Source organism: Leifsonia sp. EB34 (assembly GCF_041260585.1).
In the GTDB taxonomy this organism is placed as follows: domain Bacteria; phylum Actinomycetota; class Actinomycetes; order Actinomycetales; family Microbacteriaceae; genus Leifsonia.
This window is the reverse complement of record NZ_JBGCCV010000001.1, coordinates 1,705,111-1,720,437: the sequence shown is the minus strand read 5'-3', so window position 1 is coordinate 1,720,437 and position 15,327 is coordinate 1,705,111. Positions and strand designations below refer to the sequence as shown.

The following is a 15,327-nucleotide window of genomic DNA, read 5'->3' as shown; positions in this document are numbered from 1 at the left end:
CGATGACGATCCCCGCTCCCCGGAGCATCCGGCTCGACGCGCTCGCCTACGGCGGCGACTACAACCCCGACCAGTGGCCCGAAGAGGTCTGGGCGGAGGACGTCCGCCTCATGGTGGAGGCCGGCGTCAACATCGTCACGCTGCCCGTTTTCTCCTGGCCGCTGCTGGAGCCGGAGCCCGGCCGCTGGGACTTCGCGGGCCTCGACCGGATCATCGAACTCCTCTGGGCGCACGGCATCGCGGTCGACCTGGCCACCGCGACGGCGACCCCGCCGGCCTGGCTCGTCCGCGAGCATCCCGAGGTGCTGCCCTGGAACGTCGACGGCGTGCGGCTGGAATTCGGGTCGCGGCAGTCGTACTGCCCGAGCTCACCGGTGTTCCGGGAGGCCGCCCTCCGGCTCACCCGCGCCCTCGCCGAGCGCTACGGCGACCACCCCGCGCTCGCGCTCTGGCACGTCTCGAACGAGTACGGCGACCACGTCGCGCGCTGCTGGTGCCCGGAGTCCGCCCGGCACTTCCGCCGCTGGCTGGAGGCCCGCTACGGCGACATCGCCGGCCTCAACGAGGCGTGGGGAACAAGCTGCTGGGGCCAGCACTACCTCGACTTCGATCAGATCGAGCCGCCGCGCACGGCGACCGGGCCGATCAACCCGGCGCAGGTGGTGGACTTCGAGCGGTTCTCGTCCGACGCGCTGCTGGAGCTGTTCCAGGCCGAGGTCGATGTGCTGCGGGAGGTCACTCCCGAGGTCGCCGTGACCACCAACTTCATGAGCCTGTTCCGCGAACTCGACTACTGGGACTTCGCCGACGCAGAAGACCTCGTCACCGACGACGCCTATCCCGACCCCGCCGACCCGCACGCGCACGTCGGCGCCGCCCTCAACTACGGGCTCATGCGCAGTCTCAAGGACGGCCGGCCCTGGCTGCTGCTGGAGCAGGCGCCGAGCGCGGTGAGCTGGCGCGACGTCAACGTCCCCAAGGCGCCGGGTCAGCTGCGGCTCGGCAGCCTCCAGGCGGTCGCGCACGGGTCGGACGGCGTGATGTTCTTCCAGTGGCGGCAGGCGAAGTTCGGGCCGGAGAAGTTCCACTCGGCGATGCTCGGCCACCGCGGCGAGCGCAGCCGCAGCTACCGCGAGTCGAAGGCGTTCGGCGCCGAGCTGAAGAAGCTGGAGGCCGTGCGCGGCACGCGCGTGCGCTCCTCCGTCGCGCTGGTGGCCGACTGGGACGCCTGGTGGGGCGTCACCCAGACCGAGTCGATGCCGTCGCAGCGACTGAACTGGCTGACCGAGGCGCGCGCCTGGCACGCCGCCGCGTTCGCCCTCGGGCAGCCGGTGGACGTCGCTCGCGCGGCGGGACCGTTCGGCGCGCACCGGGTGGTGCTCGTCCCCAATCTGTACGCGGCGACCGCCGAGCAGGCCGCGTCGCTGGCCGCGTTCGTCGAGGGCGGCGGCCAGGTGGTCGTCGGGCCGTTCTCGGGCGTGGTCGACCACCGCGAGCAGGTGCACGCGGGCGGCGCCCCCGGCCCGCTGCGCGACCTCCTCGGCGTGGAGGTCGACGAGTGGTGGCCGCTCGCCGACGGCGCTCAGCGCACGGTGGAGCTGGGCGGCCTCGTCCACTCGACGCGGGTCTGGGGCGAATGGGTGGAGGCCGCACCCGGCACCGAGATCCTCGCCCGCTTCGCCGACGGCGACCTCGCCGGCCTCCCCGCCCTCACCCGCCGCGCGCGAGGCGACGGCGCCGCCTGGTACCTCGCGGCCGGTCTGGACGAGGCGGGGATGCGCGCCGTGCTCTCCGATGTGTTCGCCGCCGCCGGCGTGGAGGCCCGCGAGCCCGACACGACGCTCGAGGTCGTCACCCGCACCGACGGCATCACCGACTTCACCTTCGTGCTCAACCACGGCCGGGACGCACGGACCGCTCCGCGCATCCCGGGCGGCGTTGACCTGCTCACCGGCGCGGACGCCGGCGACGGGCTGCCGCTCGACGCGTTCGGCGTCGCCGTGATCCAGCATCCGACCCGCACCGACAGCGAGAGGCAAGCATGACCCACCCCTTCGTCCATCCCTACGTGCCGAACACGGCGCCCGCGTCGCGGCAGGCCATGCTCGACGCGGTCGGCGCGTCCTCCGTCGAGGAGTTCTACGCCGACGTCCCCGCCGACCTGCGGCTCGGGCGCAACCTCGACCTCCCGGAGCCGCTGATCGCCGAGCAGGACCTGGTCCGGCACGTCGGCGGCCTGCTGCGCCGCAACCGCGCGGTGGAGCCCGGCCGGCTCTTCCTCGGCGCCGGCACCTACAACCACGCGGTGCCCGCGGTCGTCGACGAGGTCATCAACCGGAGCGAGTTCCTCACCGCGTACGCGGGCGAGCCGTACGAGGATCACGGCCGCTTCCAGGCGCTGTTCGAGTACCAGTCGCTGATGGCCGAGCTGCTGAACCTCGACGTGGTGAACGTACCCACCTATGACGGTTACCAGGCGGCGGCGACCGCGCTGGCGATGGCGACGCGGATCACCGGGCGCCGCGGCATCCTGCTGGTCAGCGACGTGCACCCCGACAAGCTGTCGAAGGTGCGCGATTACCTGCTGCCGGTCGCGGACCTGACGATCATCCCGACGCTCGACGGGGTCGCAGACGTCGCCGCGGTCACCGCGTTGATCGGCCAGGACACCGCCGCCGTCTGGGTCGAGACCCCCAGCTTCCACGGTGCGCTGGAGACCGCGGTCCGCGAGCTCGCCGACGCGGCGCACGCTACCGGCGCCCTGCTGGTCGCCGGCACCGACCCGATCGGCCTCGGCGTGCTCGCCTCACCCGCCGACCTCGGCGCGGACATGGTGCACGGCGACATCCAGTCGCTCGGCCTCCACCCGTGGTTCGGCGGGGCTCACGCCGGTTTCATCGCCGTGCGCGACGACACCCGGTTCGTCCTGGAGATGCCGTCGCGACTGTTCGGCCTGGAGTCCACCGACGTGGCGGGCGAGTACGGTTTCGGCGACGTCGCCTACGATCGCACCTCGTTCGCCGTGCGTGAGGAGGGCAAGGAGTGGGTCGGCACCGCCGCCGCACTCTGGGGCATCGCCGCCGGGGTCTACCTCGCCCTGATGGGACCGCAGGGGATGGCCGAGCTCGGCGACACTCTCATGTCCCGCACGGCATACGCCCGCCAGGCGCTCACCGCGCTGCCCGGAGTGGAGGCTACCGACGGCGCCATCCACTTCCGCGAGTTCGTGCTCGACCTCGGCGCGGCCTCGCTCACCGCGCCTGAAGTCGTCGCCGCCCTGCGCGCCCGTGGCTTCGAGCCAGGTCTCGCGCTCGATGATATGCGCCTGCTTGTATGCGTCACCGAGCAGAACACCCAGACCGACATCGACGACCTCGCCGCCGCGTTCGGCGCGGTCCTGAAGGAGAACGCACGATGACGCTCCCCGTCGCCCCCAAGCCCGCTCTGCGCCGCTTCCACCAGGCGCGCTGGGACGAGCCGATCGTCTTCGAGTTGGATGCGCCCGGTGAGCGGGGCGTGCTCCCGTCACGCACCGAGGACGGCGTACGCGCCGCCGTCGGCGACGTGGTCGCCGAACTGCCCGCCTCCCTCCGCCGCGCCTCCGCGCCCGCACTGCCCGAGCTCGGCCAGATGCGCGTGCTCAAGCACTACCTCCGGCTCAGCCAGGAGAACCTCGGCGCCGACCTCAACGTCGACGTGGGTCAGGGCACCTGCACGATGAAGTACGCGCCCAAGGTCAACGAGGCGATCATCCGCACCCCCGATCTCACCGAGCTGCACCCGCTGCAGGACCCGGAGACGGCGCAGGGCGTGCTGGAGATCGTCTGGCGCACGGAGCGGATGCTGGCGGCGATCTCCGGGATGAGCCGTGTCTCGCTGCAGACGAGCGGCGGCTCGGAGGCGATCTGGGCCAACATCTCGATGATCCGCGCGTACCACGCGGCCCGCGGCGAGGGGGAACAGCGCGACGAGGTGATCACCACGATCTTCTCGCACCCGTCCAACGCCGCCGCCGCGAAGATGGCCGGCTACAAGGTCATCACGATCTTCCCGGACGCCGACGGCTACCCCGACGTGGAGGCGCTGCGCGCGGCGATCTCGCCGCGAACCGCTGCGATCATGGTCACCAACCCCGAGGACACCGGCATCTACAACCCGCGCATCCGCGAGTGGGTGGACCTGGCGCACTCGGTCGGCGCGCTGGCGTCGTACGACCAGGCCAACGCCAACGGCATCCTCGGCATCACCCGTGCCCGCGACGCCGGTTTCGACGTGTGCCACTTCAACCTGCACAAGACGTTCGGCACGCCGCACGGCTGCGGCGGTCCCGGCTCCGGCGCCAACGCGGTGTCGGAGGCGCTGGCGCCGTTCCTGCCCGGCCCCGTGGTCGAGAAGGTCGGCGACCGGTTCGTTCTCGACGGCGACCGTCCGCAGTCGATCGGCTCGGTGGCGCCCTTCTACGGCGTCATCCCGAACATCGTGCGCACCTACGCGTGGATCCGCGCGCTCGGCGCTCCGGGGCTGCGCGCGGTCGCCGAGACCGCGGTGCTCAACAACAACTACCTGATGAAGCTCGTCCTCGACATCCCCGGCGCCAGCGTGCCGTTCGCCACCGGGCGGCGCCGCATCGAGCAGGTGCGCTACTCGTGGCAGGAACTGTTCGAGGAGACCGGCATCAGCTCCGAGGAGATCGGCATCCGGGCGAGCGACTTCGGGATGCACTACTGGACGAGCCACCACCCGTACGTGGTGCCGCAGCCGTTCACGCTGGAGCCGACCGAGTCGTACTCGAAGGCCGAGCTGGAGGAGTATGCGCGCGTGCTCGCCGAGGTGGCCCGTGAAGCCCGGGAGACCCCGGAGGTCGTCCGCACCGCCCCGCACAACCAGACCGTGCACCACACGCACCACGATGACCTGGACGACCCGGAGCGCTGGGCCGTGACCTGGCGGGCCTATCGGCGCAAGCACTTCGGGGACGGTTCCGGGGTCGCGTCGCCGGCCGAGTCGGCCGCCGAGCTGGAAGAAGCGGTCGTGTGACGATCGGTCTCATCGTGAACCCGGTCGCAGGCGTCGGCGGCCCGGCCGGACTGGCCGGCAGCGACGGCGTCGCGGTGCAGCGTGAGGCGCTGCGCCGCGGCGGGCGCCCGTGCGCGGGCGAGCGAGCCGTGCAGGCGCTCCGCGTGCTCGCGACGGTGAGGCCCGGGGCCGAGGTGCTCACGGCGGCCGGGCCGCTGGGCGAGGACGCGGCCCGGGAGGCCGGGCTCATGCCCGTGGTGGAATATACGCCGCGGATGGTCCCCGGCACCACGGCCGACGACACGGCGCGAGCGGCCGCCGCCCTGCGCGCGGCAGGCGCGTCCTTGATCCTGTTCGCCGGCGGCGACGGCACCGCGCGGGATGTCGCGCGCGGCCTCCCCGCCGGTGCGCCGGTCCTCGGCATCCCCGCGGGCGTCAAGATGTACTCCGGCTGTTTCGCGGTCGGCCCGGCCGCTGCGGGCGCCCTTGCGGCCGACTGGCTCCGGGCTCCGCTGCCCACCGCCGAGGCCGAAGTGCTCGACCTCGACGAAGACCTGATGCGTGCAGGCCGGCCCGACCCGCGCCTGTTCGCGCTCGTCCCGATCCCTGTCGCCGCCGGCCGGACCCAGGCGCGCAAGGCCGCCACCCCCGCGAGCGCCCGAGAGGCCGTCCGCCGCGCCGCAGCGGGCGCCGCCGACCGCATGCGCCCGGGGGTTCGCTACCTGCTCGGCCCGGGCGGCACCACCGCCGAGCTCGGCCGCCTCCTGGGGCTCGACACCTCCCCGCTCGGCGTCGACATCGTCCAGGACGGCCGCCTCCTCGCCCGCGACGTCACCGAGCAGCAGGCCTTCGACGCCGTCGCCGGCCATGACGCCCAGGCGGTCGTCACGGTCATCGGCGGCCAGGGCTTCCTGCTCGGCCGCGGCAACCAGCAGCTTTCCGCGCGCGTCGTCGCGGAGTTGGCCGCTCCTCCCCTGCTCGTGGTCGCCACCGAGCAGAAACTCATCGACCTCGCCGGCCGCCCGCTCCTGGTCGACACCGGCGAACCCGCCCTCGACCTGCGGCTGGCCGGTCACGTCACCGTGATCACCGGCCCTGCCACGGCGAGCCTCTACCCAGTCTGTGCCGCGTCAGCGGCCCCCACCGAAGGAGTATCCGAATGCGTCTAGCCGGCAAGTCCGCCATCGTCACCGGAGGGGCCGGCGGCATCGGCCGAGCCACCTCCCTCGCCTTCGCGGCGGAGGGCGCGCGCGTCGCCGTCGTCGACCTGCAGCAGGAGGCCGCCGAGGCCGTCGCCGCCGAGATCCGCGCGGCCGGAGGCGAGGCGATCGCGCTCGGCGCCGATGTGTCGGCCGAGGACGACGTGCAGCGCGTGGTCGCCGCCGTGGTGGAGGCGTTCGGCGGCGTCGACGTCTCGTTCAACAACGCGGGCATCATCCGCCGCACGACCGCCGTCGAGACCACGGTCGAGGAGTGGGACCGCGTGTTCGGCGTGAACGTCCGCGGCGTCTTCCTGATGTGCAAGCACGTCGTCCCGGTCATGGCGGCCGCCGGCAAGGGCTCCATCATCAACACCGGCAGCGGCTGGGGTTTGAAGGGCGGCGGCCAGGCCATCTCGTACTGCGCCTCCAAGGGCGCAGTCGTGAACATGACCCGCGCGCTCGCGATCGACCACGGCCCGCAGGGCATCCGCGTCAACTCGATCAACCCGGGCGACGTGAACACCGGCATGCTGCGCGACGAGGCCCGCCAGCTCGGCCAGGAGGCCGGCTCGTTCCTCGCCGAGGCCGCGGACCGCCCGCTGCGCCGGATGGGCGAGCCCTCCGAAATCGCCGCCGCCGTCGTCTGGCTCGCGAGCGACGAGTCCTCCTACGTCACCGGCACCGCCCTCGTCGCCGACGGCGGCGGCATCGCGTAGCTCTCCCCCACCATCGCCTCCGGACTTGTGTACGCCCGCGACCGGCGCGTCGCGTACAGAAGTCCGGAGGCGATTGCTGTGTGAGAGGGTGGTGCTGTGGAGGGCGCGGACATCGACCTGGCGTACATCCCGCCGGGGGCGGTGCAGCTCCACGACGCCCGGCTGAAGCGGCGCTGGACCGTCGAGCTGGAGTCGTTCGAGATCGGCGTCTTCCCGGTGACGGAGGAGCAGGTCGCCGAGCTGATCGGGGAGCCCGCCACGCATCCGCGCCGGCCCGCGACCGGCGTGAGCTGGCTGCGCGCCATCCGGTTCTGCAACGCAGCGTCGGAGTGGGAGGGCCTCGACCCCGCCTACTCGTTCGAGGGCGAGGAGGTCACCTGGCACGTCGACTCCGACGGCTACCGGCTCCCCACCGAGGCGGAGTGGGAGTACGCCTGCCGTGCCGGCTCGACCGGTCCGCACTACGGGCCGCTGGCGGAGGTCGCCTGGACCAGCGCCGACGGCCTGACGGCGCCGCACGACGTGGGCGGCAAGCTGCCCAACCTGCACGGCCTGTTCGACACGCTCGGCAACGTCTGGGAGTGGTGCTGGGACTACCTCGACCCGGCCCGCTACGACGACTACCGGGTGTTCCGCGGCGGCGGCTTCGCCGACGACGCCTGGAGCGTGCGCGCGTCGGTGCGGCGCGGCGGCTCCCCGCGGACGCAGCACGAGGACCTCGGCTTCCGGGTCGCGCGCGGCGGGTTCGACGCCGAAGGCGCCGCCCAGGGCTGGTCGGCGGAGGCGGATCGCGAGCGGGCGGCGCTGGAGTTCCCGCTGCCGCCGGGCTGGACGCCCCGGCGCTGACCGCCGGCAAACGCACCGCGGCCCGCGGATCGCGATCAGCGCACGTCGACGCCGCCGACCTGGTGCTCCACGGGAAGCGCCACCTCGACCCCGCCCCGCGTCCCCCAGCGGTTGCGCTTGAGCGTCAGGAGCGCGTACAGCCGCAGCCAGATCAGCACGAACACGTGCAGCAGCCCGTAGAGCGGCGCCAGCAGGAAGCCGCCGACCCGGTCGCCGACACTGCGTGCCGTGCCGGGCATGTCGAGATAGCGGATGGAGCGGGCGTACGCGAGCAGGGCGATGCAGAGCAGGTAGCCGACGAGCGGCGTGCTGCCGTTGAGGACGGGCGCGATGACCACGGCATGCATGATGGCGAGCGAGAACACCACCCAGGTGCCCAACTCGACGGCGGTGAGCCAGAACGCCGGCTTCCGCGCCGAGATCGAGCGCAGCACCCAGACGGACTCCCGGAAGAACGACTTGTTCCAGCGGATCTGCTGGCGCGCGAAATGCCCGAACCGCTCCGGCACCGCGGTGTAGGCGATCGCGTCCGGCTGCAGGAGGGCGTCGCCCTCCAGGAGGCCGTAGTTCGTGAGCCGGCGGTCGTCGCCGAAGACGGCGGGGACGCCGAGGAAGGTCTGGGTGAGGAAGTCCTCCCGGTAGGCGCGCATCACCTCGGCGCGGTAGACGGCGAGCGACCCGCAGGCGCAGAGCACCGAGCGCAGGGTGGAGTAGGCGCCGCGCTCGAAGAGGAACGCGTTCGCGTAGCGCAGGTCGGTGAGCCGGGTCAGCAGATTCCTGCGGTAGTTGATGGCCAGGACGAGACCCGTCACGACTTTCACCCGCTCCCGCGCGAACGGGATGATCGCCTTCTCCACCGCCCGCTCGTCCAGGACGGTGTCGGAGTCGACGCAGAGCAGGAGGTCGGCCGCCGGCTGCCGGTCCAGGCACTCCATCAGCCCCTCCCGCTTGCCGCGGTTGACGCCGAACGCCGCCACCTGCAGGTCGATCCCCCGCTCGGCGAACGACGGGATCCAGCTCCGCGCCTCCTCGATGGCCGCGCCGGTCCGCGATCCGTCGTCCACGACCACCACCGTCTGCACGGGGCGGGTCTGCGCCAGCAGCGACGACAGGCAGGCCCGCAGCATCTGCGGGTCCTCGTTGTACATCGGGATGGCGACGCCGACGGTGAGCGCGTCGACCCGGCGCTGGTCCCCCGCGGTCTCGACGGTCTTGGGGCGGTGCAGCCAGGACAGCAGGAGCTTGGCCGACAGGAGCGCGGTGACGGCGATCCCGTACCAGCCCGGACCTCCCGCACTCCACCAGAGGGCACCGAATGCCGCGCTGACGACGACGAAGATCCCTACGGATACCGCCCTCATGACCAAACCCACCCCGCTGTCAATGTATGTCAATCTCACACTGGAGAGTGACATTACATCCAAGAGTCAGTCGACCGAGGGGTGCGCAGATGAGCGTGCGCTCGAGGGAAGCGGGTGAATCCGCGCGTTCCGGCACGCGGAAAGGGTGAGAACAGACTGGGCCGTGGGCGATGAACGGTGGGGCGTCACCCCCGGGTTTTCACCCGGGGCACGTCGCGCGGGAGCTCAGAGCCCGAGCGAGCGCTTGATCAGCGCTTCGGCGTCCTCCGGCGCGACCGCAGGAGCCGTCGCCTCCAGATTCGCCTCGCCGACCGCCTTGACGACCTCGTCGCGCTGGATGCGGATCCCCCGCGGGGCCTCGATGCCGACCCGCACGCCGTCGCCGCGGACGTCGAGGATCGTGACGACGATGTCGTCACCGATGAGCACGCGCTCGCCGACCTTCCGGGTCAATACCAGCATTGATCCAGCCTATCGGGCGGGCGACCCATCGCCCACTCCCCCGTCCGCCCCGCCGATCCGCGGTCAGCGCAACCGGGCCGGCCGCACCCGCACCGGCGCGAGCCAGGCCGCCACCATGACCGCGGTGATCGACCCGGCCGCCATGATCGCGGCGAGCACCACCACCTGGAACCGGCCTGCCTCCAGGGGCGAGACGCCGCCGAAGATCGCGCCGACGAAAGCGCCGGGCAGCGTGACGAGGCCCGTGGTCTTCGTCTGGTCGACGGACGGGATGAGCGCCGAGTACACCGCTCCCCTCGCCAGCTCCAGGGTCGACTGCCGGGGCGTGGCGCCGAGCGCGAGCCAGCCCTCCACCTCGTCCCAGTGGTCGTCGACCCCCTCCGTGAAGCGCCGGCCCGCGAGGGTCGCGATGCTCATGGAGTTGCCGATGACGATGCCGCCGATGGCGAGCGCGTACCGGGACGAGAACTCGATCGCGCCCGTGAGGAAGACCACCGAGAAGGCGACGACCACCCCGGTGAACATCGAGGCCCCCATCATGAGCGCGTGCTCGGCCGACCAGCCGATGCGGCGCGTCGCGGTCGCCGCGGCGACACCGAACATGACCAGGAGGGCCAGCGCGACCCAGACCGGGTCCGTGATGACACCGGCGAGCACCACGCTGATGATCGCGAGTTGCGCGGCCCCGCGGAGGATCGCGAGGGCCGGCGCCCAGCGGTGCGGGACACGGTACGCGCCCAGGACGGCGGTCGCCAGTAGCGCGAGCACGGACACCCCGAGGAGGGTCGGCGCGAGCTCGGCGAAAATGGGCACGTACCACCCTATTCCGCCGCGTTTCGCACACGATCATCCACAGGGTTTCACACGGTATGAATTACGGCCGTGTAATTTCGAAGCTCTCTTCGAATCGCCGATAATTCTCGTGAAAATGCTGGTCACGACGACAATCATCCTGAAAGGCAATCTGAGAGGCCTTTAATCTCGGGCGTGTCCTCCACACCTCGGCGGAGTTGTTCCACCCGTTTTCAACAGAGTTATCCACAGGTGGAGAACGTCAGCGGTCGCTCCAGCCGACCGGTACCCCCAAAAAGGAGGTCGAGTCCGGCGTCGTCGTGTAGGCGACGCCGATCGCGGCGATGGCGTCCACGCCGCCGCCCGCCTCCGCGACGAGGTTCGCCCAGACCCGGGTGTCCTCGGGCTTGCGGGTCACGTCGACCGCGATCCAGACCTGGTCGGGGACCACGTCGTGCAGGATGCCGGCGTAGCGGGCCGCGTCGGCCGGGGCCTCGCCGACGCCGATCGCGACGATGGTCGACCCGTTGCGTCGCACGCCGTCCGCGCGTGCCTGCAGCGCCTCCCGCCGGCCACCGACGTGCCGGGAGCCGGTGCGGCCGACCGTGCCGGCCACGGCGACCTCGATCACGGGGGTGGCCAGTGCCATCGCCTGCGCGACGGTCAGCGCGTCCTCGCGGAGGCCGAAGACGAAGACGAGGTCGCCGGGGTTGGTCGCCAGCCGCGGCGCCGGCCGGCTCGGCTCCTCGAAGCGCTCGGGCTGCCGGGCGGGGGAGGAGACGGGGAACGGATCGAGCACGATGGTCGTGGGCTCCACCGGGACGGGCAGATTCCGGGTCGGGACGAGCGCCTCGGGGTCGGTCTCGGCGATGATCTCCTCCATGACCTCCTCGAACTGCGACGATCCGTTCGCGTGCTGGAAGCGGACCTCCTGCTCGTCGGCGTCGGCGAGCAGGCCGGCGATCGCGTCGGAGGGGGCCAGCTCGTGGAGGTCCTTCTTCGGACGCCAGGCGTTATGAGGCCAGAGTCGGGGTGACAATTCGAATTACTCCGATCGTTTCGATGGGCGCCGGGGAGGTGGTGGCCTCGTTGTAGGACAGGACGGGGAGGGCGGGCGCCTGCGCGGCGATGAGCCGGCGGACGGCCGGGCGGAGCTGCGGCGCGCAGACGAGCACCGCGCCTTCGTGCTCGGTGGCGGCGGAGCGGACCTCGGTCAGGACCTGCTCGAGCACCGGGGGATCGAGGACGAGCTGCGAGCCGTACTCGGTCTGGCGCTGGCCCTCCAGCATCGCCTGCTCCAGCATCGGCTCGAGGGTGATGACCCGGAGGGTGCCGTCGTCCACGTACGGGTTGGAGAGCGCGGCGCCGAGCGCGAGCCGGGCCGCCTCGACCAGTCCCTCGGGCTCGAGGGAGACCTTCGCCCGCAGGGTGAGCGCCTCGTAGATGCGCGCGAGGTCGTTGATGGGCACACGCTCGGCGAGCAGCCCCTGCAGCACGCGCTGCACCTCGGCGAGGCTGAGGAGCGCCGGGACGAGCTCCTCGACCGCGGAGGGGTTCACGCGCTTCACGCCCTCGGTGAGCACCCGCACGTCCTCGCGGGACAGCAGCCGGGCGGCGTTGGCCGTGACCGCCGACGAGAGGTGCGTGACGACGACGGAGACGCGGTCGATGACCGTGGCGCCCGACATCTCGGCGCTGTGCCGCAACTCGGCCGCGATCCACTTGGCGGGGAGGCCGAACACCGGCTCGATCGTGTCGACGCCGGCGAGCGCGGTGAGGTCGTCGCCGAGCGCGAGCACCTTGCCTCGCGGCGCCTGGCCGCGGCCGACCTCCACCCCGGCCACCGTGATGGAGTAGGTGGCGGAGGGCAGCTCGCCGTTGTCGCGGGTCCGGACCGGGGGCACCACGATGCCGAGCTCCATCGCCAGCTTGCGCCGGAGTGCGCGTACCCGGCCGAGCAGGTCGTCCGAGCCTCCGGAGACGATGTCGATCAGGTCGGTGGCGAGCTGGATCTCCAGCGGATGCACCCGCATGTGCTCGAGCAGGTCGTCCGTGGTGTCGCTCGCGCCCGTCGTCTTCTCGGCGACCGCCTTCGCCCGCTCCGCGGCGGCGACCTTCGCGGCGCGCGCCTTGATGCGCTGCGCGGCCCAGAGCAGGAGGCCGCCGACGGCGAGGAACGGGATCATCGGCATGCCGGGGATGAGGGAGAGCGCGATCGAGGCGGCGGCGGAGATCGCCAGCGCGACCCGCGACTGCGCGAGCTGCGCGCCGGCCGTCGACCCCATGTCGGAGTCGGCGCCTGAGCGCGTGACGATCATGCCGGTGGACACCGCCATGAGCAGTGCGGGGATCTGCGCCGTGAGCCCGTCGCCGATGGTGAGCAGCGTGTACTTGTTCAGGGCGTCGGTGATCTGCATGCCGTTCTGCAGCATCCCGATGCCGATGCCGCCGATGACGTTGATGACGATGATGAGGATGCCGGCGATGGCGTCGCCCTTGACGAACTTGGAGGCGCCGTCCATCGCCCCGTAGAAGTCCGACTCGGCGGCGACCTCGGCCCGGCGTTCCCTGGCCTGCGCGTTGGTTATCAGCCCGGCGTTGAGGTCGGCGTCGATCGCCATCTGCTTGCCGGGCATCGCGTCGAGCGTGAACCGGGCGCCGACCTCCGCGACGCGCTCGGCGCCCTTGGTGATGACCACGAACTGGATGACCACGAGGATGAGGAAGACGACCGCGCCGATGATGATGTTGCCGCCGACCGCGACGTTCCCGAAGGTCTCGATCACCTGCCCGGCGTAGCCCTGGCCGAGGACGAGCCGGGTGGAGGCCACGTTGAGCCCGAGCCGGAACAGGGTCGCGATCAGCAGCAGCGAGGGGAAGACCGAGAAGTCGAGCGGTTTGCGCGCGAACATCGTGGTCAGCAGCACGACGAGCGCGAAGGCGATGTTGACGACGATGAGCGTGTCGAGCAGCCAGGCCGGGATCGAGACGACGAGGAGGAGGACGATGCCGACCACGCCGACCGGCACGGCCAGGAGCGAGAGGTTCTTGTTCTTCACGAGTGGACCAGCCTCCTGCTGTCGAGGGGGGTGCGCTGCCGCTGCGCCGCGGGCAGGGTGTGGATGTCGGTGAGCGAACCGCCGCGGCGCTTCAGGGCCATGACGAACGCGAGCACGTGCGCGACCGGGGTGAAGAACTCGGCCGGGATCTCCTGACCGAGGTCGCAGGCGGCGTGCAGGGCGCGCGCGAGCGGCACATCGGAGACCATCGGGACGCCCTTCGCCAGGGCCTCCTCGCGGATCCGGGCGGCGATCAGGTCCGCGCCCTTCGCCACGACCTTGGGCGCCGAGGCTCCCGGCTCGTACTTCAGCGCGACGGCGACGTGCGTCGGGTTGACCAGCACGACGCTCGCGTCGGCGACGGCGGCGATCATCCGGTTGCGGCTCATCGCGAGCTGCCTGCTGCGCCGCTGCGCCCGGATCATCGGGTCGCCCTCTGCGCTCTTGTGCTCGTCCTTGACCTCGCGCTTGGTCATCCGGGTCGCGGTGCGGTTACGGCGCAGCACCACGACCAGGTCGATCGCGGCGAAGAGCAGGCCGCCGCCGATCGCGAGCTGGAGCAGGGAGCCCAGGGAGCCCTCCGCCGCCGCGACGAGCGCGGGCACGGAGAGGCCGCCGGTCTGGAGGACGAGCGGGATCAGGCCCTGCACGACCACGTACAGCCCGATCCCGACGAGGGCCGCCTTGCCGAGGGTCTTGGCCAACTCCCACGCGCTGCGCGCGCCGAACATGTTGCGGATGCCCTTCAGCAGGTCGAACTGCTCGAAGTGCGGCTTCAGCTTCTTGACGTGGATGCCGCCCTGGGCGGCCGTCGCGGCGATGATCATCAGCGCGACGACCAGGAGGAGCGGCCACACCGTACCGGCGACCGACAGGAGACCGGTGCCCAGGGCGGCGAGCGCGCTCGCGGGCGTCGGGTCGCGGATGATGTCGCGGAACGCGAAGATCTGCGACTCGGCCGCCTGCTGCGCGCTGCCGATGACCATCGGGATCAGCGCCATCGCGACGCCGATCGAGAGCCAGGCCGGGAGGTCGCGGGCCTTCTGCAGCCGGCCCTTCGAGCGCACCGACTTGAGGTGCTTCTCTGTAGCCTGCTCGGTGCGTTCCTGTGCGGACATCAGGGGCCTCCGATCGCGTGGACGGCCTGCCCGGCGATGGCCTGCACGATCATCGGGAGGGCGATGATCCCGACCGCGCACAGCACGACGGTTAGGAGGACCAGCGCGGGCGGTCCCATCGAGTAGACGTTGAGCGCCGGCGCCACACGGGAGAGCAGACCGAGGGCGGCGTTCGCGACGAAGAGCACGGCCATGATCGGGCCGGCGATCTGGAGTGCCGCGAGCAGCATCTGGGTGACGGAGCCGGTCAGGGTCTGCGTGATCGACCTCCAGTCGACCGACATGGTCAGCGGGACGGCCGTGAAGGAGCGCACCAGGCCGCCGAGCACGAGCTGGTAGCCGTCGCTGACGAACAGCAGGGCCAGCGCCGTCATCTGGAACAGCCGGGAGAACTGGGCGGCGTTGACGTCGGCCGCCGGGTCGTACTGCTGCGCCGCCTGCAGGCCGCCCGAGAAGTCCAGGAGCGACCCGGCGGACTGGATGGCGGAGAACACGAGGTAGACGAGGAAGCCGAGCACGGCGCCGGTCGCCGCCTCGCTGAGGAAGTCGAGCAGGAACTGGCCGGTCGAGCCGGCGGAGTAGTGCTGGGCGGCCTGCGGGGCGACGACGATCCCGAGCAGGACGGCGAGCATCCCTTTGATCTGCAGCGGGAAGGACTGGTACGAGAACGGCGGCGCGATCAGCACGAACAGCAGGATGCGCACCGACACCAGCGCGGTGGCCTCGATCGCGCCCAGGTCGACGGGGATGTTCAT

At 71.7% G+C, this 15,327-nt stretch carries 13 protein-coding genes; 6 read left to right on the top strand and 7 right to left on the bottom strand.

All coding sequences use genetic code 11. The features are described 5' to 3' along the window. Positions 1–2 precede the first annotated feature (2 nt). The 6 genes from ABIA36_RS08360 (at position 3) to ABIA36_RS08335 (ending at position 7,780) form a co-directional block, all read left to right on the top strand. Positions 3–2,045 (top strand): beta-galactosidase, encoded by a 2,043-nt coding sequence (locus ABIA36_RS08360; RefSeq protein ID WP_369961831.1) that lies wholly within the window; start codon positions 3–5, stop codon positions 2,043–2,045. Then, on the top strand, positions 2,042–3,418 hold the full coding sequence (gcvPA, locus tag ABIA36_RS08355; protein WP_369961830.1) for an aminomethyl-transferring glycine dehydrogenase subunit GcvPA: 1,377 nt from the start codon (positions 2,042–2,044) through the stop codon (positions 3,416–3,418). Before ABIA36_RS08360 ends, gcvPA begins: the two co-directional genes overlap by 4 nt. Beyond that, positions 3,415–5,037 (top strand): aminomethyl-transferring glycine dehydrogenase subunit GcvPB, encoded by a 1,623-nt coding sequence (gcvPB, locus tag ABIA36_RS08350; RefSeq protein ID WP_369961829.1) that lies wholly within the window; start codon positions 3,415–3,417, stop codon positions 5,035–5,037. The genes gcvPA and gcvPB overlap by 4 nt, the downstream gene beginning before the upstream one ends. Next, complete coding sequence (locus tag ABIA36_RS08345; protein ID WP_369961828.1) at positions 5,034–6,185, top strand: ATP-NAD kinase family protein; 1,152 nt, start codon at positions 5,034–5,036, stop codon at positions 6,183–6,185. Before gcvPB ends, ABIA36_RS08345 begins: the two co-directional genes overlap by 4 nt. Then, on the top strand, positions 6,176–6,934 hold the full coding sequence (locus ABIA36_RS08340) for an SDR family NAD(P)-dependent oxidoreductase (RefSeq protein ID WP_369961827.1): 759 nt from the start codon (positions 6,176–6,178) through the stop codon (positions 6,932–6,934). Before ABIA36_RS08345 ends, ABIA36_RS08340 begins: the two co-directional genes overlap by 10 nt. Positions 6,935–7,030: 96 nt before the next feature. Beyond that, positions 7,031–7,780 (top strand): formylglycine-generating enzyme family protein, encoded by a 750-nt coding sequence (locus ABIA36_RS08335; RefSeq protein ID WP_369961826.1) that lies wholly within the window; start codon positions 7,031–7,033, stop codon positions 7,778–7,780. A 35-nt stretch (positions 7,781–7,815) separates the two neighbouring features. Here ABIA36_RS08335 and ABIA36_RS08330 read toward each other — a convergent pair whose 3' ends face one another. The 7 genes from ABIA36_RS08330 to ABIA36_RS08300 all read right to left on the bottom strand — a co-directional run bounded on the left by ABIA36_RS08330 (position 7,816) and on the right by ABIA36_RS08300 (position 15,327). Further along, a complete protein-coding gene (locus ABIA36_RS08330; RefSeq protein WP_369961825.1) occupies positions 7,816–9,141 on the bottom strand; it encodes a glycosyltransferase in 1,326 nt (441 codons plus the stop codon). A 225-nt stretch (positions 9,142–9,366) separates the two neighbouring features. Beyond that, positions 9,367–9,603 carry a carbon storage regulator CsrA gene (gene csrA, locus ABIA36_RS08325; protein WP_369961824.1) on the bottom strand — a complete coding sequence of 79 codons (237 nt, stop codon included), beginning with the start codon at positions 9,601–9,603 and terminating at the stop codon, positions 9,367–9,369. Positions 9,604–9,666: 63 nt separating this feature from the next. Further along, complete coding sequence (locus ABIA36_RS08320; RefSeq protein WP_369961823.1) at positions 9,667–10,416, bottom strand: ABC transporter permease; 750 nt, start codon at positions 10,414–10,416, stop codon at positions 9,667–9,669. 241 nt (positions 10,417–10,657) lie between these two features. Further along, positions 10,658–11,434: a hypothetical protein gene (locus ABIA36_RS08315; RefSeq protein WP_369961822.1), complete on the bottom strand. Its 777-nt coding sequence runs from the start codon at positions 11,432–11,434 to the stop codon at positions 10,658–10,660. After that, the gene (locus ABIA36_RS08310) at positions 11,409–13,454 is read right to left on the bottom strand and encodes a flagellar biosynthesis protein FlhA (protein ID WP_369961821.1); all 2,046 of its coding nucleotides are present in this window, start codon (positions 13,452–13,454) and stop codon (positions 11,409–11,411) included. The genes ABIA36_RS08315 and ABIA36_RS08310 overlap by 26 nt, the downstream gene beginning before the upstream one ends. Then, positions 13,451–14,572, bottom strand: coding sequence for a flagellar biosynthesis protein FlhB (locus tag ABIA36_RS08305; protein WP_369961820.1), 1,122 nt, complete (start codon positions 14,570–14,572; stop codon positions 13,451–13,453). Before ABIA36_RS08305 ends, ABIA36_RS08310 begins: the two co-directional genes overlap by 4 nt. After that, positions 14,572–15,327, bottom strand: a complete 756-nt coding sequence (locus ABIA36_RS08300; protein ID WP_369961819.1) for a flagellar biosynthetic protein FliR — start codon at positions 15,325–15,327, stop codon at positions 14,572–14,574. The genes ABIA36_RS08305 and ABIA36_RS08300 overlap by 1 nt, the downstream gene beginning before the upstream one ends.

Excerpts from the sequence above, each read along its gene's own strand:
- csrA (WP_369961824.1), bottom strand. The coding sequence starts at position 9,603 with ATGCTGGTATTGACCCGGAAGGTCGGCGAGCGCGTGCTCATCGGTGAC.
- ABIA36_RS08330 (WP_369961825.1), bottom strand. The coding sequence starts at position 9,141 with ATGAGGGCGGTATCCGTAGGGATCTTCGTCGTCGTCAGCGCGGCATTC.
- ABIA36_RS08300 (WP_369961819.1), bottom strand. The coding sequence starts at position 15,327 with ATGAACATCCCCGTCGACCTGGGCGCGATCGAGGCCACCGCGCTGGTG.
- ABIA36_RS08340 (WP_369961827.1), top strand. The coding sequence starts at position 6,176 with ATGCGTCTAGCCGGCAAGTCCGCCATCGTCACCGGAGGGGCCGGCGGC.
- gcvPA (WP_369961830.1), top strand. The coding sequence starts at position 2,042 with ATGACCCACCCCTTCGTCCATCCCTACGTGCCGAACACGGCGCCCGCG.
- ABIA36_RS08305 (WP_369961820.1), bottom strand. The coding sequence starts at position 14,572 with ATGTCCGCACAGGAACGCACCGAGCAGGCTACAGAGAAGCACCTCAAG.
- ABIA36_RS08360 (WP_369961831.1), top strand. The coding sequence starts at position 3 with ATGACGATCCCCGCTCCCCGGAGCATCCGGCTCGACGCGCTCGCCTAC.
- gcvPB (WP_369961829.1), top strand. The coding sequence starts at position 3,415 with ATGACGCTCCCCGTCGCCCCCAAGCCCGCTCTGCGCCGCTTCCACCAG.